The sequence below is a fragment of the Mycobacterium sp. ST-F2 genome (assembly GCF_001905655.1).
GTDB lineage: Bacteria > Actinomycetota > Actinomycetes > Mycobacteriales > Mycobacteriaceae > Mycobacterium.
On sequence record NZ_JMHT01000095.1, the window covers coordinates 15,754 to 34,791 of the forward strand.

Consider the following 19,038-nt stretch of genomic DNA (forward strand, 5'->3'; position numbering starts at 1 on the left):
GAGCGGGAGTGAACGTGGCCAAGAACTACATCAAGGTCTCGGCCAATGTCGTCGACACCGTGCGGCCCAAGGTCGCCGGTGCCAAGGAACGGCCGGGGTGGCACGCATTGCGCACCATCGTCGGGCGGATCACCACGCCGCTGCTGCCGGACGACTACCTCAAACTGATCAATCCGCTGTGGTCGGCGCGTGAGTTGCGCGGCAAGGTGGTCGAGGTCCGCCGGGAAACCGAGGACTCGGCGACCCTGGTGATCAAGCCCGGCTGGGGTTTCTCGTTCGACTACCGCCCGGGTCAGTACATCGGCATCGGCCTGCTCATGGACGGTCGGTGGCGGTGGCGTTCGTACTCGCTGACGTCGAGCCCGGTCGAGTCCCTCGACCACAAGACCATCACCATCACCGTGAAGGCCATGCCCGAGGGCTTCCTGTCCACTCACCTCGTCGGGGGCGTGGCGCCGGGAACCGTCGTGCGGCTGGCGGCACCCCAGGGCGAGTTCGTCATGCCGGACCCCGCGCCCGGCAAGGTGTTGTTCCTGACCGCGGGCTCGGGCGTCACGCCGGTGATGTCCATGCTGCGCACATTGGCGCGCCGCGGTCAGATCACCGATATCGTCCACCTGCACTCGGCCCCGACGGAAGCCGACGTCATCTTCGCCGAGGAATTGGCGCAGCTGGCCAAGGACCACCCGGGCTACCAGCTCCGGGTGCGGGCCACCCGTACCGAGGGGCGTCTCGATCTGTCCAAACTGGACGACGAGGTCGCCGACTGGCGGACACGCGAAGCGTGGGCGTGCGGCCCGGAGGCCATGCTGCACGACGCGGAACGTGAGTACGAGGCGGCGGGGCTCGGGGTGCGGCTGCACCTCGAGCGTTTCGCGGCGTCGAAGGCTGCGGTCGAGGGCACCGGCGGTTCAGTGACGTTCGAGCGCAGCGGCAAGACCGTCGTCGCCGATGCGGCGACGTCGCTGATGGAAGCCGGCGAAAAGGCCGGCGTGCAGATGCCGTTCGGCTGCCGGATGGGCATCTGCCAGTCCTGTGTGGTGGGTTTGCTGGAGGGCCACGCCCGGGATCTGCGCACGGGCGAGGAACGCGAACCGGGAAGCCGGGTCCAGACCTGTGTTTCGGCTGCGGCCGGGGACTGTGTACTGGATATTTGACAGCGCAGCACATCCGCGAAATTCAGAATTTGCTGTCTAGAAACCTACGATTGCGTAGGTTACGCTAGCGTAGGTAATTGGGAAGGAGGTCGATAAATGGCAGTCACTGACGTACCCGAATTCGCGCACTTGACCGAAGCCGATATCGAGGCTCTGGGCGTCGAGCTGGACGCGATCCGACAGGACATCGAAGAATCCCGTGGCGCCCGCGATGCGCGGTACATCCGTCGCACCATCGCGGCACAACGTGCTCTCGAAGTGGCCGGCCGCTTGTTGCTGCTGCGCAGCTCGAAGCGGTCGTACTGGTGGGCCGGGGCAAGCACCCTGGGCGTGGCCAAGATCGTCGAGAACATGGAGATCGGCCACAACGTCATGCACGGCCAGTGGGACTGGATGAACGATCCCGAGATTCACTCCTCGACGTGGGAGTGGGACATGAACGGGGTCTCCAAGCACTGGCGGTTCACCCACAACTTCATGCACCACAAGTACACGAACATCCTCGGGATGGACGACGATGTGGGCTACGGTCTGATCCGCGTCACCCGCGACATCAGGTGGAAGCCGCTCCACCTCTTCAACCTGGTGTTCAACACCGTGTTGTCGCTGTTGTTCGAGTGGGGCGTCGGTCTGCAGCACCTGGAGCTCGGCAAGATCTTCAAGGGCCGCGACGACCGCAAGGCCACGATGATTCGTGTTCGCGAATTCAGCGTGAAGGCCGTGCACCAGTTGACCAAGGACTACGTCGCGTACCCCGCGATCACGTCGCTGTCTCCGGGTGCCACGTTCAAGTCGACGGCGAAGGCCAACTTCATGGCCAACGTCATCCGCAACGTGTGGGCCAACGCGGTGATCTTCTGCGGCCACTTCCCCGATGGGGCCGAGAAGTTCACCAAGACCGACATGGTGGGTGAGACCAAGGGCGAGTGGTACCTGCGCCAGATGCTGGGCAGTGCCAACTTCAACTCCGGTCCGGTGCTGCGCTTCATGAGCGGCAACCTGAGCCACCAGATCGAACATCACCTGTACCCGGACCTGCCCAGCAACCGGCTGTACGAGATCTCGATCCGCGTCCGGGCGCTGTGCGAGAAGTACGACCTGCCCTACACCACCGGGAATTTCCTGGTGCAGTACGGCAAGACGTGGCGCACCATCGCCAAGCTGTCGGTGCCGAACAAGTACCTGACCGACACCGTCGACGACGCCCCGGAGACCCGGAGCGAGCGGATGTTCGTCGAGCTCGACGAGAGCTTCGGCGTCATCGACCCGGCGACCGGCAACAAGCGCGGTCTGAAGACGGCCATCGCCACTGTGCGCGGCCGCCGACGGGCGAAGCGCGCCGCTGCCGCGTAAAGTACTCGTGAAATCCCCCAAAACCAGCCGGTTTTGGGGGATTTCGCGTCTTCTCACCGCCGTGCTGGCGGTGGTCATCGCTGTCGGCTGCTCGCCGGGGCAGGCGCGGCCCGACACGGCTTCTGCGCAACTGGACCACGAGTTCGTCCTTGCCGGCGGGCAGTCCGCGGTAATTGACGGCTCGGCGGTCGACACCGCGCCACTCCGGCTGAAATTCGAACGGGTGCTTGATGATTCGCGTTGCCCGAAGCGGGTGTCGTGTGTCTGGACGGGCGCGGCCCACATCGCGGTGATCGCCACCCTCGACGGTCAGCAGCCGACGACCCTGGAGTTCAACACCAATCCCGCGCCGGGGCAGACCCACCTGACCGAGGCCGTTGGCGGGTACACCGTCGAATTGCGTTCGCTGGACCCGTATCCCGAGACGCCGGGCACCATTGGACTCGAGGATTACCGGGCCACCATGCTGGTGGTCCGCGCGAACTAGTACGTCGGCTCGTTCAGCACCGCGAGCAGGCGCCGGGCCGCCGCGACGCGGTCGACGACGGCCGGGCCGGTGAGCGTGTCGAGTGCGCATTCCGGGTCGGCAGGCGGCCCCATGTGCCCGCAGCCGCGCGGGCAGTCCTCGATGGCCTCGGCCAGGTCGGAGAACGCCATCAGCACGTCGTCGGGCTTGATGTGCGCCAGTCCGAACGACCGGATGCCGGGGGTGTCGACGACCCAGCCGTCGTCGAGTGGCAGGGCCACCGACTGCGTCGAGGTGTGCTTGCCCTTGCCGACGCCCGACACGTCACCGGTGGCCCGGTCCGCCTCGGGCACAAGGCGATTCACCAGCGTGGACTTGCCGACGCCGGAATGGCCGAGCAGCACGGTGATGTGACCTTCGAGCAGCGGCGCCACGGCATCGAGCGGGTCGTCGCGACCGGCGGTGATGATGGTCAGGTCCAGGCCGGTGAACTCGGCGGCGAACGGTTCGGCCGGGGCCAGGTCTTGCTTGGTGAGGCACAGGATCGGCCGCAGCCCACCGACGTACGCGGCGATCAAGGCCCGCTGCACCAGCCCGGCGCGCGGCGGCGGATCGGCGAGGGCGACCACCATCAACAACTGGTCGGCGTTGGCCACCACCACCCGCTCGGTCGGATCGGTGTCATCGGCGGTGCGGCGCAACACGGTTCGGCGTTCGTCGCGGCGGACGATGCGGGCCAGGGTGTCGGGTTTACCCGACAGGTCACCGACGATGCCCACGGAGTCACCGACCACGATCGGGGTGCGGCCGAGCTCGCGGGCCCGCATCGCCGTGACGATGTGGTCCGGATTGCCGTCCAGCGCACAGCCCCAGCGGCCGCGGTCGACGGTGACGACCATGGCCTCGCGGGCGTCGGCGTGGGTCGGCCGGTTCTTGGTGCGGGGACGCGAACCTTTGCCCGAGCGCACCCGGACATCGGATTCGTCGTACTCCCGCAAGCTATTTCCCGGCCAGCAGGTCTGCCCACATACCGGGGAAGTCGGGCAGCGTCTTGGCCGTGGTGCCGATGTCCTCGACCTGCACCCCCGGCACCCGCAGCCCGATGATCGCGCCGGCGGTGGCCATCCGGTGATCGGCGTAGGACCGCCATTGGCCTTCGTGCAGCGGAACCGCCGTGATCACCAGGCCGTCATCGGTTTCGCGGCACTGGCCGCCCAGTCCGTTGATCTCGTTGGTCAGCGCGGCCAGTCGGTCGGTCTCGTGCCCGCGCAGATGCGCGATGCCCGAGAGCGTCGACACCGATCCCGGACTGGCGAGGGCGGCCAGTGCGGCCATGGACGGCGCCAGCTCACCGACGGCCTTGAGGTCGGCGTCGAAGCCGCCGTAGCTGTGCGCGCCCCGCACCTCGAGGTGCGAATCGACAACGCGGACATCGGTATTCAGCTTGGTCAGCAGGTCCAGGACGTCACCGGTCGGCTGCACGCTCTGCTCGGGCCAGTGGGCCAGCCGCACTGTGCCGCCGGTCACCGCGGCCGCGGCCAGGAACGGCACCGAATTGGACAGGTCGGGCTCGATGGCCCAGTGCCGCGCCGTGATCGGGCCGGCTGCCACATGCCAGCGGTTCGGCCGGCTGTCGTCGACCTCGACGCCCGCCTCGCGCAGCATCGTGATGGTCATCTCGACGTGCGGCTGCGACGGCACCGTCTCGCCGGTGTGGACGACCGTCAGGCCGTCACGGAACGTGGCTCCCGACAACAACAGTCCCGACACGAACTGTGACGACGACGACGCGTCGATCCGTACCTCGCCGCCGGCGACAGAGCCGGTGCCGGACACCGTGAACGGCATGCCGTCGCCGTCGATGTCGACGCCGAGTCCGCGCATCGCGTCCAGCAGCGGTTTGATGGGGCGGGTCTTGGCTTGCTCGTCGCCGTCAAACACGACCCGGCCCGAACCCTGCGCCGCGACGGGCGGGACGAACCGCAGCACGGTGCCGGCCAGTCCGCAATCGATGCGCACGTCTGCGGCGGGGGAGATGGCGCCGCCGACGGTCAGTTCGGTGCTGTCACCGGTGATGCTCACGCCCAGTGCCTGCAGCGCGCCGATCATGAGGTTGGTGTCGCGGCTGCGTAGCGCGCCGCTGACCGTGGACGTGCCCTGAGGCGTTCCCAGGGCCGCCAGGATGAGCGCGCGATTGGTCTGCGACTTCGAGCCCGGCACGGTGACAGTGGCCTGCACCGGACCGGTCACCGACGGTGCGGGCCAGAGTTCCATGCCCCTATCCTGCCTGGTATGTGCGGGCGATTTGCAGTCACCACCGACCCGGCGCTGCTGGCCGAGAAAATCCAGGCGCTCGACGAGACCGCCGCCAAGGCATCGGAGTCCGCCAAAGACGGCGATGAACAGGGCGGCACCATGCCTTCGGCCAACTACAACGTGGCGCCCACCACAACCATCAGCACCGTGGTGCGGCGGCATTCCGAGCCCGATGACGAGCCCACTCGCCGGGTCCGGTCCATGCGCTGGGGCCTGATCCCGCCCTGGGTGAAGACCACGGCCGACGGCACGCCGGACACCAAGGGGCCGCTGCTGATCAACGCGCGCGCCGAGACGCTGACCACGTCACCGGCATTCCGGGGTTCGGCGAAATCGAAGCGCTGCCTCATCCCGATGGACGGCTGGTACGAGTGGCGGCCCAACCCGGCCGCCGACGGCAAGAAGGCCACCAAGACGCCGTTCTACATGCACGCCGCCGACGACGAACTGTTGTTCATGGGTGGGTTGTGGACGACGTGGCGGCCGGCCGGCGCGCCCAAGGACAGTCTTCCTCTGGTCAGCTGCACCATCATCACGACGGAGTCGGTCGGGCCGCTGGCTGAGATCCACGACCGCATGCCGCTGACGATCAGCGCCCCCGATTGGGACCACTGGCTCGATCCCGACGCGCCCATCGATGAAGGGCTGCTGCGCGGGCACGGCGACCTGGACCGCATCGTCACCCGCGAGGTGTCCAAGCTGGTCAACAGCATTCGCAACAACGGCCCCGAACTCATCGAGCCCGCCACGACCGAACCTGAAGGGACGCTGTTTTGACCGCGCTGGACCCGCTGCTGGTGGACGCTCTCGGCGCTGATCTGCGCTCGGCCGGCTACACCACCGACGGGGTGGCCGAACTGCTCGGCGACGACGCCAACGCCGCGCTGGGCCGGGGCGTGTGGTGGCCGGCGCTGCGGGCGACGTCCGGTGGCGGCCGCCTCGCCACGTTGGTGCGGCTTTTCCTGCTCGGTACCGACGAACCGGCTGAGCAGGTGCAGGCGGCGTTCCCGTCGACGAGCCTGGCCGACCTGGCCGCCGCCGGCGTGCTGGACGTGGCCGACACCGTCAGTGCGGCTCTCGACATCCGCCCACACAGCGACGGCGAACGTGACTTCTACGTCGTCTCCGACCAGGACGCGGCCCTGCGCGGCACACCCGTGACGCACGAGCACGTGCTCGGTATCGGGGGCGCGTCGATGTCGTTGGCCCGGGCCGTGATTCGGACGCCCGTGCAGCGCGCGCTCGATCTGGGTATCGGCTGCGGCATCCAGGCGCTGCACCTGAACAGCCACTGCGCCGACATCGTGGGCACCGACACGAACCCGCGGGCACTGGCGCTGGCACAGGCCACCGCCGGGATCAACGGGATGTCGTGGGATCTGCGGCCCGGCAGCCTGTTCGATCCCGTGGCGGGGGAGCGGTTCGACCTCATCGTGTCCAATCCGCCGTTCGTGGTGGGTGCCGGCGCGCAGGACTACATCTACCGCGATTCCGGAGTGGCGGGAGATGGCCTGTGCCGCACCATCATCGAGAACGTCGGCAATTACCTGACGCCCGGCGGCACCGCGCAGATCATGGCCAATTGGATTGTGCGGGGCGATGATTGGCGGCCCCGGGTGCAGGAGTGGTTGGCCGGGACCGGCCTGCACGCCTGGGTGGTGCAGCGCGAACTGGCCGACCCGGTCAGCTACGTCTCGCTGTGGCTGGCCGATGCGGGGGAGTCCGCCGAACAGATCGCGCAGCGCGGCGCGGCCTGGCTGGACTGGTTCGACGCCGAAGGCATCACCGGGATCGGCATGGGACTGATCTCGTTGCAGGTGCCTCGTCCCGGTGAGGAGCCCGAGCAGATCCTCGAGGAGATCACCGACGAACCGATCACGGGCATCGAGGTGGCGGCGTTCTTCGCGCGCCGGGCCTACCTGCGCGACACCTCGGACGACCAGTTGCTGGCGGCCCGCCTGTCCACCGCACCGGTTCTGCTGGAACAGCATTCGCTGCCCGGTCCGGACGGCTGGCAGGTGATCGGGTGCGCGGTCCGTCGTCCCGGCGGCCCGGGTGCGGTACTCGGCGTGGACGAGGTGTTCACCGCCCTGCTGGCCGGGTGCCGCGGCGAGGTGCCGTTGGGCGCACTCATCGGATTGCTCGCCGCCCATCACGGCGTCGACGCCGACGCGCTCGCCGAGGCGGCCCTACCTGAGATTCGCGAGGCCATTGGCCGGGGAATCCTGTACCAGGCCAACTGAATTCAGCCGCCAGGCACCTGCGCCGAGCAATTCCAACTGCCGGTCGTGCATCCGGACCACGGCGTCGCTGTGGCCGATACTGACCATGATCGTGTCCGGCAACTCCGAGCGCAGCAACCGGTAGAGCTCGACCTCGAGAGCTTCATCGAGTGCGGACGTGGATTCGTCGAGAAACACCGTCTTCGGTCGGGTCAACAGCACCCGGGCGAACGCGATGCGCTGTTGCTCACCGGGCGAGAGCACCTTCGCCCAATCGTGTGTCTCACCGAGCCTGTCGGCCAGGTGAGGCAGGAACACCGCCGTCAGCATGTCGCGAAGTCGATGGTCACCGATCTCGCCGGCGTCGGCCGGATAGGACACCACCGTCCGCAGATCGCCCAGCGGCACATAGGGCATTTGCGACAGGAACATCGTGTCGGCGTCCACCCCGGGCCGGCTCCATGTCCCGTTCGCAGCCGGCCACAACTGTGCCAGGGCACGCAACAGCGTCGTCTTGCCGGCACCTGAGGCGCCGGTGATGACCATCGAGTCACCCGGATCGAGGCGCAGATCCAGTGTGTCGATCAACAGATCATCCGCCGGCGTACGGACCTGCACACCGGTCAGTTCGACCGAACCATCCGGACTTGTCCGGGTGGGCAGCAGCGGAAGTTCGGCGGCGCTTTCGTTGGCACTGACCAGACCGTCCAGCCGGATGATCGCCGCGTTGTAGCTGGCGAATTGGCTGTAGGCATTGCGGAAGAAGGACAGTCCGCTCTGGATTTGGCCGAATGCGGTGGCCGACTGCATCACATCGCCCAACTTGATGGTGCCGGCGAAAAGGCGCGGCGCCTGCAGCAGGAACGGCAATGGCACGATGCCCTGAGTGGCCGAATAGTTCCAGCTGATCAAGCCGATGGTGCGCCGGACGTACTGTCGGTAATTGGCGATGACGGCGCCGAATCTGCGGTCGAGTTCCCTGCGTTCGGCACGTTCACCGCGGTAGAAAGCCACCGCCTCCGCGGCGTCGCGCAGCCGCACCAGGGCGTAGCGGAAGGCGGCGTTGGTCTGCTCGTTGCGGAAACTCAATCCGACCAACGGGCGGCCGATCATGAACGCGACCGTGGACACGATCACCACGTAGACCAGGACCAGCCAGAACAGCGCCCGCGGGATCGTCACTCCGAGCACCGTGAGGGGCCCCGACAATTTCCACAGGATGACCGTGAAGGAGGCAACCGAGACCACGGCGTCCACGGCACCGAAGATCAGCATGCTGTGGGAGTAGTACGTCGGATTGTTCGGCGCGCCACCCACTCCCGTGGTGAGGACGTCGATGTCCTGTTGGATGCGCTGGTCGGGATTGTCGATGCCGGGTTCGGTGAACCGGCCGCGGTAGTACGCGTGGTCGGCCAGCCAGTGCCCGGTGAGCCGATGCGTCAGCCACACCCGCCAGCGGATGATGAAGCGCTGCGTCAGGTAGGTGTCGAAGACAATGCGCGCGATGTGGAAGGTCGCGAGGACGCAGAACGTCATGATCGCGATCCAGAAACCGTGCATTCCCGAACTGCGCTGTGCGGCGTCGTGAGCGCCCGCCCCCTGGAATGCCACCTGCAACGCCGAATACAGGTCGTTGTGGTAGTAGCTGAACAGCACCTCGAGGCGGACTGCGGCAATCACCGAAAGCAGCAGCACAGCCAGCATGGCCCACACCGGCGCGCTGGCCGCTCCCGTGAAGTATCCGCCGGTGATGTGCCAGAACCGTTGTCCCCAGGCGGTGTAACGCATCAGCAGGACGAGGATCGCCAGCACGCACAATGCGCTGATCGCCCAGCAACAGACGATCCACAACGCGGATTCGACCAACTGGTCGCCCCACTCGATCGAGGGCCTGAATGCCTCCATGGATCACGCTCCGGTGCCGACGCCGCGGGGAACGATAGGCGCCCGCGGCCGATCGCGTTGTGAATCAGGCTGTTTCGCCACTGGATGGAAGACGGCTGCGATGGGCCGCGTCCCGCATCCGGCGCTGCTAGTCTCCGGCTCCTGATCTCCGTCTCCGAGGGGACGCGTCACGAGGAGAGGGAGCTGTGCCGCCGCTACTTCGTGAACTGATCAAGCCCCGGTTGCGAACCTTCGCCATCATCTTCGCCACGATGCTCGTGCAAACCGCCATGAGCCTCGCGGTGCCGTGGCCGCTGAAGGTCATTCTCGACAACGTCATCGGCAATCACCCGCCACCACCATGGATCAGCTGGCTGCTACCGATGCTCGGCGGTGACAGCAGGGCCCACCTCGCGGCGGCCGCCGGGATCGCGACCGTCGCCATCGCGGCGATCACCGGTGCGGCGATGTACATCGGCAACTACTTCACCGAGCAGTTGGGCCAGTGCATCGGCAACGATCTGCGTCTGCGGCTGTATCACCACCTGCAGGAACTCTCACTGGAGTACTACGACGCCAATCGGGTGGGCACCATTCTCAGCACGCTGACCAGTGACGTCCAGACCATCCAGAGCTTCGCTTCGGTCTCCACCCTCGGCATCGTCACCGACGTGCTGACCCTCACCGGGATGATCATCGTGATGTTCTGTCTGCGTTGGGATTTCGCGCTCATCGCACTGGCAGTGACCCCATTTCTGATCTACTTCGTCCTGCAGGTCAACAAGGCGGTCAGAGCCGCCGTGAAGGAGGTGCGCGGCCGTCAATCCGATCTGCTGTCCACGTTGCAGGAGGGGCTGCAGTCCATCGAGGTGGTGCAGGCGTTCGGCCGGGAGAAGGAACAGGAACAGCAGGTCCAGAACGCGAGCATGGAGACCGTGACGGCGTGGCTGAAGGCACGCAAGGTGTCATCGCTGTTGTCCCCGGTCGTAGGGCTCGCAGTGGCGCTGTGCACCGGTCTTGTGCTCTGGCGGGGGACTCTGCTCGTGCTCGACGGCGTCATGACCGCCGGTGCGCTCACGGTGTTTCTGGCCTACCTGGCCAAGTTCTTTCAACCGGTGCGCGACCTCGCCCAGATGACCAACACGATCGCCCAGGTGGAAGTGGGTTTCGAGCGGGTCCAGGCGGTGTGCGACGCCGACAAGACGATTCCGGAACGGGCCGCTCCGATCGAGCCGCCACCGTTTCACGGTGACATCACCTTCCAACACGTGGCCTTCGGCTATGACCCGGAAAAGCCCGTGCTGCGCGATATCTCCTTCAATATCGCCCCTGGCCAGATGGTGGGCATCGTCGGCCCGACGGGCAGCGGGAAATCCACTGTGGTGAGCCTCATCCCGAGATTCCGCGACCCTGACGCCGGCCTCATCACGATCGACGGGGTGGATGTCATGGACTACAAGCTGCACGGCCTGCGCTGCCAGATCGGCTTCGTGCTGCAGGACACCGTGCTGCTCCGGGGAACGGTGCGGGACAACATCGCGTTCGGTCGCCCGGACGCCACCGATGAAGACATCATCGCGGCCGCCGAGCGTGCCAACGCCCACGAGTTCATCACCCGCATGCCGCAGGGCTACGACAGCATCATCGGCGACCGGGGGCGGACACTGTCCGGGGGACAACGCCAGCGCATCGGGATCGCCCGGGCACTCATCCGGGACAACCCGATCCTGATTCTCGACGAGCCGACCGCGGCGCTGGACGTGGAATCCGAGGAGTTGGTCATCGAGGCGCTGGAGCGGCTGATGAAGGGCCGCACGGTGATCACCATCGCCCATCGGCTGAGCACCCTGCGCGGCGCCGACAAGATCATCGTCGTCAACGATGGTGTGGTCGTGGAAGACGGTACCCATGAGGAACTCCTGTCACTCGATGGCATCTACGCGCAACTACACCGTCGCCAATTCGAGCAGGGCGGATGAGCCCAACCGAGCACGGCGTGTCCACACAGTGGAAACCGGCCCGATAGTGCTTCTCGCCTGCGGCCGCCGTTGCTAGCGTCCGCGTGACCCAGAACGCTTCGTGATCAAGGAGATAACCGATGTTGCTGATGCGTGAGCACACCCCGGGCGACTATGCGGCGCTGCGCGATATGGACGCCACCGACGTCGGCGACCTCCGAGACGACGACCACACCTGCCTCGAGGAGCTGGGCCGGTACCTGGTCGACAGCGATGCCTGGCAACGGTTCTCGGTGTGGTTGTTGCACAAGCACTTCGAGCCCGCCGAAGGGGAGGTCTTCGTGGAACGCGCCATCCACGCACCCCGCGGGACGGCGACCGGCCCGGTGCAACGCTCGGCGTTCTCCGAGGAGGGTCTCGGCGCCACGGCGTTCCGATTCGATGCCGTATCCGGTGCGGACACCGCGGTTGTCGGTATGGAATTCGCCGCGCCCGCCGACTTCGGCGACACCGCCCCGCTCGGCGACGGCGATGAAGCCATCCTGGCCGGCCTCGCCGAACGCCTGCAGGCACACGGAAAGCTGGACCGTTTCGGTGTGCGGCTGATCCGCAACCCGCTCGGGTTGGCCGACGACGAGCTGCTGCATGAGACCAGCGACAGCTCCGAGCGGACGCTGCACTGCGGGGTCGGAAAGCGCGGCGTGGTCCTCGCCGATACCACCGTCATCCAGACCAACTGGCGTTGGTCGGTCGTCGAGGGCGAGCTCGACCGCACGGTGATGCAGGAGTGCCTCGCAACCTGTATCCGGGTCGGTGAAGGGCATGACATCGCGCACAGCTCGGATTCCACGCGCAATGCGACCGAACCGCAACGCATCGTCATGCAGGAATGCACCGCGGGCTGCATTCGGGTCGGCGAAGGGCACGACATCGCGCACACCCGCGGCATCGAGGATGACGACGACTGACCCGTCCTCAACGACGACGCGCGGTGATCACCGCATACGGTGCGTCGAAAGCGACGGTGCCGTCAGGTGATTCATGAGCGACAAATGCCGCGGTGAAGGCGTCGACGAGCCGGGCGCGGGTGGCGTCGTCCAGGTAGCTGAAGGTGGTGACGTGGACCGGGGATTCGTCGGTGACGAACCGCAACCCGTCGGCCAGTGATCCGAATCGCCAAATGAGCGTTCGGTTTTCGATGTTGACATCGGCGAAGTCGCTATCCAGCCGGGCGTGGACCAGCTCGGGCACGCCCCATTGATCGGGGGAGTACGGGCCGGGCTCCGGCTGGCCCAGAACCTCGACGATCGGGGTGAAGAACGGATTGTCGACGGCCTTGACCCACGTCGAGAATCCCAGGACGCCACCGGATTTGAGCAGCCGGGCCAGCTCGGCGACCATGGCGGACGGCTCGACGAAGATGGTGCCCATGTTCGACACCGCCGCGTCGAAGGCGGCGTCGGGCAGTCCCGTCGCCGACGCGTCAGCGGCCACCCACTCGACCGTGTCGCCACCGGGTTTGGCGGCGGCGAAGGCCAGCAGCTCCGGCGTGATGTCCACGCCGGTGACATCGGCGCCGAGGCCGGCGGCGTACAGCGCGGCGCTGCCGGTCCCGCAGGCCAGGTCGACCAGGGCGGTGCCGGGTCCATGCGGTACCGCGGCGACCACCTCCGCGGCGATGGGCGCGATGAATTCGGCGACGGTCTCGTACCGTCCGACGGACCACGTGGACATGCGGCCACTGTAAGCGGCTTACAGGCTGCGGCGTTGCGGGCTACGGTGAATCACGATGACCGACGACGAAGAACACCCTGCCGGCTTTTTCAGCTTCGAGATGACACTCGCCGAATGGCTGGGCACCGCCGCCATGCCCGCCGCGCCCTATCTGGTGCTCGGCGTGCTGTGGGCCGTCACCCACACCGGCACCTTCGAGGCGGCGCACGGTGTGGACCGGGTGCTGGTGTTCGCGCGGACCGTGGTGTTCTGGCCGATGCTGTTGCTGACGAACATGTGCCTGCCATGACCGGCGAATCACCCGCACTGACCATCGCGCAGTGCCGCATCCAGATTCGGCGCCGCACCGCGCGCTGGGACGAGTACCCGGTGACCATTGCCGACGCCGCGGACTTCTGGGGTGCCGCGGCCAGCGCCGCCAACGTCATCATGCAGCTGTCCTGGCCGGGTGTCGGGCACGGCGTGGTCGAGAGCAAGGTCGACTCGGGAAACCTGCTCAAACATCCGTGGAAGCGGGCCCGCACCACGTTCCAATACCTCGCGGTGGCCATCCTCGGCACCGAGGAGGACCGGGCAGCCATGCGCAAGGCCGTCGACACGGCGCACCGCCAGGTGCGGTCCGGTCCCGACAGTCCGGTGCGCTACAACGCTTTTGACCGTGATCTGCAGATGTGGGTCGCCGCCTGCCTGTTCGTCGGTATGGAGGACGTCCATCAACTGCTGCGCGGCGAGCTGACACCCGAGTTGTCCGAGCAGTTCTACCGGTCCGCCGCTCCGCTGGGCACCACGTTGCAGGTCACCGACGAGCAGTGGCCGGCCACCCGCGCCGAGTTCGACGACTACTGGACCGCGGCCTGTGCCAAGGTGGCCATCGATGACACCGTCCGCGCCTACCTGACGGACCTGGTGCGCCTGAAGATGATCAATCCGGTTCTGGCCCTGCCGTTTCGGCCCCTGCTGATGTTCCTGACGGGGGGCTTCCTGGCGCCGGTGTTCCGGGATGCGATGGGGATGTCGTGGGGCGGGGGCCGCCAGTATCTGTTCGAAACCTTGTTCCGGCTGGTCGCCTTCGTCAACCGGTTCCTGCCGCTGTTCATCCGGCAGGCCGGCAGTTACGCGCTGTTGGCCTACGTGCGCAGGCAGATTCGCCGGGACGGGGAGTTGATCTGATGCGCCGCCTGCTCAGCCGACGGGTCAGCGTCGGCGCGATGGCCGAATTCCTGCTGTGGATGGCACTGCCGTACCTGTTGGTGGGGATGGTGTGGACAGTCATGCATCCCCATGCGGTGCAGCAGGTGCAGAAACAGTGGGACCGGGCATTTCCCGCGATCGCGCCGCTGGCGGCGCTGGTCGAGGTGACGGTGGCGTGGCCGCCGATGGTCACGGGTGTGGAGATCTGCCCGGCCTCCGATTAGGGGCCGGTGTATCCCGGCGGGTTGGGGGTGTCCACCCACAGATCGACGCCGAGATCGGCGTTGGGGGTGCAGTTGTACACCGACAGGTCGGTGACGCCGGATTCCAGCAGCACGTCCTCGCACAGCAGGCTCTGGCCGGTGTACTCGCGGGCCGGCTTGTTGAAGATCGCGTAGGCGGCGTCGGAGTACACCTCGGGGCGGCGGGCCTTGGCCATCGCCTCGTCGCCGCCGAGCAGGTTCTGCACCGCTGCGGTGGCGACCAGCGTGCGCGGCCACAGCGTGTTCGACGCGATGCCGGCTTCGCGCATTTCCTCGGCGATACCCAGGGCGCACAACGTCATTCCGTACTTCGCCATCATGTAGGCCGTCGGCTTCAGCCACTCGGATTCCATCCGGATCGGCGGCGACAGGGTCAGGATGTGCGGGTTCTCGCGGCCCTTCATGTGGGGGATACAGGCCTGCGAGACGGCGTAGGTGCCGCGGATCTGGATGCCGTTCATCAGGTCGAAGCGCTTCATCGGCACTTCCTCGATCGACCCGAGGTTGATGGCCGAGGCGTTGTTGACGCAGACGTCGATGGCGCCGAACTGCGCGACCGCTTGATCTACTGCGGCGGCGACGGAGTCGGGGTCGCGGACGTCGCCGACGATCGGCAGCGCCTGGCCACCGACCTCTTCGATCTCCTTGGCCGCGGTGTAGACGGTGCCGTCGAGCTTGGGATGGGGCTCGGCGGTCTTGGCGAGCAGCGCGACGTTGGCGCCGTCGGCCGCGAACTTCTTGGCGATGGCCAAACCGATGCCACGGCTGGCACCGGAGATGAACATGGTCTTCCCGGACAGTGTCATGCGCACACCCTATGTCGCCGGAGTTACCGCGGAGTGCATATCTGGGCAGTCACCGCGGAGGTTGCGGCCACCAGGTCGGCCGGGGCCAGCACGATGTCCAGCCCGCGTCTGCCGGCGCTGCAGAGCACCCGGTCCCAACTGAGCGCCGATCGGTCCACGACCGTCGGCAACGACTTGCGTTGTCCGAGTGGTGAAATACCACCGACGACGTAGCCCGTGGAGCGCTGCGCCGCGGCCTGCTCGGCCATCTCCGCCTTCGCTACGCCGAGCGCGGCCGCGGCGGCCTTGAACGACAGTTTGTCGGGCACCGGCAGCACCGCGACGGCCAGGCCGCCGGGAATGGCCAGCACCAGCGTCTTGAAGATCTGCGCCGCGACGAACCCTTCCGCGGCGAGTTCGGTGACGGCCTCGTCGCCGAACGACGTCGCCCGCGGGTCATGCCGGAACTGCCGCACCTCGTAGCTGATTCCGGCGGCCTGCAGGGCCTTGATCGCCGGGGTTGCCGCGCTCGCCATGGCTGGCAAGCGTAGAGGCCGGGAACAAGTGCATGGTCCGGTGCTGTTACTCCCGGCAGCATGGTCAATTAATGGCTCGCGAACTTGTCGGTCGCAGCCTCTAGGATCGGACGGAAGGGGACATTGGTGCTGGCGGCATGTCTGGAACGTCCGGTTGAGTTGCCGGACCTGTCGCGCGGTGCCGCGACAGAAGGGACGGTCTCGATCACGATGACCGATATCGACGGGCTGGGTTCCGCGGTCGAGAGCGACGCGGAGCTGACGGCACGGTTCGAGCGCGACGCCATTCCGCTGCTCGATCAGCTCTACGGCGGCGCGCTGCGCATGACGCGCAATCCGGCGGACGCCGAGGACCTGGTGCAGGAAACCATGGTGAAGGCCTATTCGGCGTTCCATTCGTTCCGTGAGGGCACCAACCTCAAGGCGTGGCTGTACCGCATCATGACCAACACCTACATCAACAGCTACCGCAAGAAGCAGCGGCAGCCGGCGGAATACCCGACTGACGAGATCACCGACTGGCAGCTGGCGTCCAACGCCGAGCACTCGTCGACCGGTCTGCGGTCAGCTGAGGTTGAAGCGCTCGAGGCGCTGCCGGACACTGAAATCAAGGCGGCGCTGCAAGCGTTGCCAGAGGAGTTCCGGATGGCGGTGTACTACGCCGACGTCGAGGGCTTCCCGTACAAGGAGATCGCCGAAATCATGGATACCCCGATCGGGACGGTGATGTCCCGCCTGCACCGTGGCCGCAAGCAGCTGCGTGAACTGTTGACGGGCGTCGCCCGGGACCGGGGATTCCTGCGTGGGGAGAGCCTCGACACCCAGGAGGTGTCCTGATGGGCGACGAGTTCACCCGGCCCGAGGGGCACGATTTCCAGCCGCCGATCGGCCCCGTCGACCCGGAGCATCCTGAATGCGCCGCGGTGATCGCCGAGGTATGGACCCTGCTCGACGGGGAATGCACCACGGAGACGCGCGACAAGCTGCGGTTCCACTTGGAGGAATGCCCCACCTGCCTGCGCCAGTACGGCATCGAGGAGCGGGTGAAGGCGCTGATCGCCACCAAGTGCAGCGGCGAGAAGGCCCCTGAGGGCCTGCGTGCGCGCCTGAAGCTCGAGATCAGCCGCACCACCATCGTCCGCGGCTGAAAAACCGCCCGGTTCCGTTGAGGAGCCGGGCGGTTTTTGAAGGCGTAGGTCAGGCGTTGGGGCGCCGGCCGTGGTTGGCCTTCGAGTGCTTACGGTCACGCTTCTTGCGGCCACGCTTGGCCATGATGGTCCTCCAAAGGTTCGGTTGCTCGCCCTACAGTGTCGCACGGCCACGCCACCCAATTGCAAACCGTGGTCCTGTGGTGCAATAGAGGCCGCAGGCACCGCCTGCGCCAGACATGGAGACGAGTGGGGTGAAGATGGCCGAGGACGTTCGCGCTGAAATCGTGGCCAGTGTGCTCGAGGTCGTGGTTCGCGAGGGCGACCAGATCGGCGAGGGTGACACGGTTGTGCTCCTCGAGTCGATGAAGATGGAGATTCCGGTGCTGGCCGAGGTCGCCGGCACGGTGACGTCCGTCAACGTGGCCGTCGGCGACGTGATCCAGGCCGGCGATCTCATCGCCGTCATCGGCTAGGCAACCCCCAACCGGATAGCGCGACGTGTCCACCCTCGGTGATCTGCTCGCCGAGCACACTGTCCTGCCCGGCAATGCGGTCGACCATCTGCATGCCGTGGTCGGCGAGTGGCAGCTGCTCGCAGACCTGTCGTTCGCCGATTACCTGATGTGGGTCCGCCGCGACGACGGGGCGCTGGTGTGTGTGGCCCAGATTCGGCCCAACACCGCGTTGACGGTGCTGTTCGCCGACGCGGTCGGCACCATCAACTCGGCCGCCGACATGCCGGCCGTCACGGCGGCCTTCGAGACCGGACTCATCGGTCGCGGTGAGGAAAGCGCTGCGGCGCAAGGTGATTCGCGGCTGAACCTGGAGGCTGTGCCGGTCCGCTACGGCAATGATGTGGTCGCGGTGCTCACCCATCAGACCGCGCTTGCCGACCGGCGCAAGGTCGCGCCGCTCGAACAGGCCTACCTGGACTGTGCCCGGGATCTGCTCCGCATGCTCGCCGAGGGGACGTTCCCGAACGTCGGTGACGTGCCGATGTCGCGGTCCAGCCCCCGCGTCGGCGACGGCCTGATCCGGTTGGACGTCGACGGGGTGGTGACCTTCGCCAGCCCCAACGCCATCTCGGCTTACCACCGGATGGGCCTGGCCACCGAGCTGGACGGCCACAACCTGATCAGCGTCACCCGTCCGCTGATCTCTGATCCCTTCGACGCGCAGGAGCTCGCCAACCACGTCCGCGACCTGCTGGCGGGTGGTTCCAGCATGCGCATGGAGATCGACGCCGGCGGCGCCGCGGTGCTGCTGCGCACCATCCCGCTGTCCGTGGGTGGCCAGGCGGTCGGTGCGGCGGTTCTGGTCCGCGACGTCACCGAGATCAAGCGCCGCGACCGCGCACTGCTGTCCAAGGACGCCACGATCCGTGAGATTCACCACCGGGTGAAGAACAACCTGCAGACGGTGGCGGCGCTGCTGCGGCTGCAGTCCCGCCGGATGAACAACGCCGAGGCGCGCGAGGCACTGCTGGACTCGGTGCGCCGGGTGTCGTCGATCGCGCTCGTGCACGACGCGCTGTCGCTGTCGGTGGACGAGGAAGTGAACCTCGATGAGGTCATCGACCGCATCCTGCCGATGATGAACGACCTGGCGTCGCTGGGCGCACCCATCCGGGTGCGGCGGGAGGGCGATCTGGGTGTGCTGGATGCCGACCGGGCACACGCGCTGATCATGGTGATCACCGAGCTGGTGCAGAACGCCATCGAGCACGCTTTCGACCCGAGCACGGAACAGGGCAGCGTGACCATCAAGTCGGACCGGTCGGCGCGCTGGCTCGACGTCGTGGTGCACGACGACGGGCATGGGCTACCTGAGGGCTTCACCCTCGAGAACTCGGACCGGCTGGGGCTGCAGATCGTGCAGACGCAGGTGTCGTCGGTCCTCGACGGCTCACTGGAGATGAACGCGGCGCCGGGCGGCGGCACGGACGTGGTACTGCGCGTCCCGATCGGTCGCCGCGGCCGAGCCGCGCAGTAGGCCTGAGCGGCCGAGCCGCGCAGTAGGCCT

Annotated in this window: 21 protein-coding genes; 14 read left to right on the top strand and 7 right to left on the bottom strand. The window is 67.0% G+C overall.

Annotation, left to right across the window (positions count from 1 at the left end; all coding sequences use genetic code 11):
* Positions 1 to 14 precede the first annotated feature (14 nt).
* From EB75_RS27100 to EB75_RS27110, 3 genes are all read left to right on the top strand, one after another.
* Positions 15 to 1,157: a ferredoxin reductase gene (locus EB75_RS27100; RefSeq protein WP_073698332.1), complete on the top strand. Its 1,143-nt coding sequence runs from the start codon at positions 15 to 17 to the stop codon at positions 1,155 to 1,157.
* Positions 1,158 to 1,253: 96 nt separating this feature from the next.
* Complete coding sequence (locus tag EB75_RS27105; RefSeq protein WP_073698314.1) at positions 1,254 to 2,510, top strand: fatty acid desaturase family protein; 1,257 nt, start codon at positions 1,254 to 1,256, stop codon at positions 2,508 to 2,510.
* Positions 2,511 to 2,517: 7 nt separating this feature from the next.
* The gene (locus EB75_RS27110) at positions 2,518 to 2,997 is read left to right on the top strand and encodes a hypothetical protein (protein WP_286150333.1); all 480 of its coding nucleotides are present in this window, start codon (positions 2,518 to 2,520) and stop codon (positions 2,995 to 2,997) included.
* Here the strand turns inward: EB75_RS27110 and rsgA are convergent.
* Positions 2,994 to 3,974 (bottom strand): ribosome small subunit-dependent GTPase A, encoded by a 981-nt coding sequence (rsgA, locus tag EB75_RS27115; protein ID WP_073698315.1) that lies wholly within the window; start codon positions 3,972 to 3,974, stop codon positions 2,994 to 2,996. The genes EB75_RS27110 and rsgA overlap by 4 nt on opposite strands.
* A 1-nt stretch (position 3,975) precedes the next feature.
* Positions 3,976 to 5,250, bottom strand: coding sequence for a 3-phosphoshikimate 1-carboxyvinyltransferase (gene aroA, locus EB75_RS27120; protein ID WP_073698316.1), 1,275 nt, complete (start codon positions 5,248 to 5,250; stop codon positions 3,976 to 3,978).
* Positions 5,251 to 5,268: 18 nt separating this feature from the next.
* On the opposite strand from aroA, the gene EB75_RS27125 reads away from it, so the two are divergent.
* A complete protein-coding gene (locus tag EB75_RS27125; protein WP_073698317.1) occupies positions 5,269 to 6,069 on the top strand; it encodes an SOS response-associated peptidase in 801 nt (266 codons plus the stop codon).
* Positions 6,066 to 7,535, top strand: a complete 1,470-nt coding sequence (locus tag EB75_RS27130) for a DUF7782 domain-containing protein (RefSeq protein WP_073698318.1) — start codon at positions 6,066 to 6,068, stop codon at positions 7,533 to 7,535. Before EB75_RS27125 ends, EB75_RS27130 begins: the two co-directional genes overlap by 4 nt.
* Here EB75_RS27130 and EB75_RS27135 read toward each other — a convergent pair.
* Positions 7,482 to 9,419 (bottom strand): ABC transporter ATP-binding protein/permease, encoded by a 1,938-nt coding sequence (locus tag EB75_RS27135; protein ID WP_073698319.1) that lies wholly within the window; start codon positions 9,417 to 9,419, stop codon positions 7,482 to 7,484. The two genes, EB75_RS27130 and EB75_RS27135, sit on opposite strands and share 54 nt — an antisense overlap.
* 185 nt (positions 9,420 to 9,604) lie before the next feature.
* Here EB75_RS27135 and EB75_RS27140 point away from each other — a divergent pair, with 185 nt between their 5' ends.
* Positions 9,605 to 11,377 carry an ABC transporter ATP-binding protein gene (locus EB75_RS27140; RefSeq protein WP_073698320.1) on the top strand — a complete coding sequence of 591 codons (1,773 nt, stop codon included), beginning with the start codon at positions 9,605 to 9,607 and terminating at the stop codon, positions 11,375 to 11,377.
* Between the two features lie 119 nt (positions 11,378 to 11,496).
* Entirely contained in the window at positions 11,497 to 12,324 is an 828-nt protein-coding gene (locus tag EB75_RS27145) for a hypothetical protein (protein ID WP_073698321.1), read from the top strand.
* A gap of 7 nt (positions 12,325 to 12,331) precedes the next feature.
* On the opposite strand, the gene EB75_RS27150 is transcribed toward EB75_RS27145, so the two are convergent.
* A complete protein-coding gene (locus EB75_RS27150) occupies positions 12,332 to 13,090 on the bottom strand; it encodes a class I SAM-dependent methyltransferase (RefSeq protein WP_073698322.1) in 759 nt (252 codons plus the stop codon).
* Between the two features lie 55 nt (positions 13,091 to 13,145).
* Here EB75_RS27150 and EB75_RS27155 point away from each other — a divergent pair, with 55 nt between their 5' ends.
* The 3 genes from EB75_RS27155 to EB75_RS27165 are packed head-to-tail and all read left to right on the top strand — an operon-like array spanning position 13,146 to position 14,505.
* Positions 13,146 to 13,379, top strand: a complete 234-nt coding sequence (locus EB75_RS27155; protein WP_073698323.1) for a hypothetical protein — start codon at positions 13,146 to 13,148, stop codon at positions 13,377 to 13,379.
* Complete coding sequence (locus tag EB75_RS27160) at positions 13,376 to 14,260, top strand: oxygenase MpaB family protein (RefSeq protein ID WP_073698324.1); 885 nt, start codon at positions 13,376 to 13,378, stop codon at positions 14,258 to 14,260. The genes EB75_RS27155 and EB75_RS27160 overlap by 4 nt, the downstream gene beginning before the upstream one ends.
* Positions 14,260 to 14,505, top strand: coding sequence for a hypothetical protein (locus tag EB75_RS27165; RefSeq protein ID WP_073698325.1), 246 nt, complete (start codon positions 14,260 to 14,262; stop codon positions 14,503 to 14,505). The genes EB75_RS27160 and EB75_RS27165 overlap by 1 nt, the downstream gene beginning before the upstream one ends.
* Here the strand turns inward: EB75_RS27165 and EB75_RS27170 are convergent.
* Together EB75_RS27170 and EB75_RS27175 are read right to left on the bottom strand one after the other, a co-directional pair.
* Positions 14,502 to 15,350, bottom strand: a complete 849-nt coding sequence (locus tag EB75_RS27170; RefSeq protein WP_073698326.1) for an SDR family oxidoreductase — start codon at positions 15,348 to 15,350, stop codon at positions 14,502 to 14,504. The genes EB75_RS27165 and EB75_RS27170 overlap by 4 nt on opposite strands.
* 23 nt (positions 15,351 to 15,373) lie before the next feature.
* Entirely contained in the window at positions 15,374 to 15,865 is a 492-nt protein-coding gene (locus tag EB75_RS27175; protein WP_073698327.1) for an aminoacyl-tRNA deacylase, read from the bottom strand.
* Between the two features lie 210 nt (positions 15,866 to 16,075).
* On the opposite strand from EB75_RS27175, the gene EB75_RS27180 reads away from it, so the two are divergent.
* Together EB75_RS27180 and rsrA are read left to right on the top strand one after the other, a co-directional pair.
* Positions 16,076 to 16,702 (top strand): sigma-70 family RNA polymerase sigma factor, encoded by a 627-nt coding sequence (locus EB75_RS27180; protein WP_168176135.1) that lies wholly within the window; start codon positions 16,076 to 16,078, stop codon positions 16,700 to 16,702.
* On the top strand, positions 16,702 to 17,013 hold the full coding sequence (gene rsrA, locus EB75_RS27185; protein ID WP_020102960.1) for a mycothiol system anti-sigma-R factor: 312 nt from the start codon (positions 16,702 to 16,704) through the stop codon (positions 17,011 to 17,013). The genes EB75_RS27180 and rsrA overlap by 1 nt, the downstream gene beginning before the upstream one ends.
* A 49-nt stretch (positions 17,014 to 17,062) precedes the next feature.
* Here the strand turns inward: rsrA and EB75_RS30320 are convergent, their stop codons facing one another.
* Positions 17,063 to 17,137, bottom strand: coding sequence for a 50S ribosomal protein bL37 (locus tag EB75_RS30320; RefSeq protein ID WP_085976028.1), 75 nt, complete (start codon positions 17,135 to 17,137; stop codon positions 17,063 to 17,065).
* 136 nt (positions 17,138 to 17,273) lie between these two features.
* Here EB75_RS30320 and EB75_RS27190 point away from each other — a divergent pair, with 136 nt between their 5' ends.
* Both EB75_RS27190 and EB75_RS27195 read left to right on the top strand, forming a co-directional pair.
* On the top strand, positions 17,274 to 17,489 hold the full coding sequence (locus EB75_RS27190) for a biotin/lipoyl-binding carrier protein (protein WP_036421130.1): 216 nt from the start codon (positions 17,274 to 17,276) through the stop codon (positions 17,487 to 17,489).
* Between the two features lie 25 nt (positions 17,490 to 17,514).
* Positions 17,515 to 19,008 carry a sensor histidine kinase gene (locus EB75_RS27195; RefSeq protein ID WP_073698329.1) on the top strand — a complete coding sequence of 498 codons (1,494 nt, stop codon included), beginning with the start codon at positions 17,515 to 17,517 and terminating at the stop codon, positions 19,006 to 19,008.
* Positions 19,009 to 19,038 lie beyond the last annotated feature (30 nt).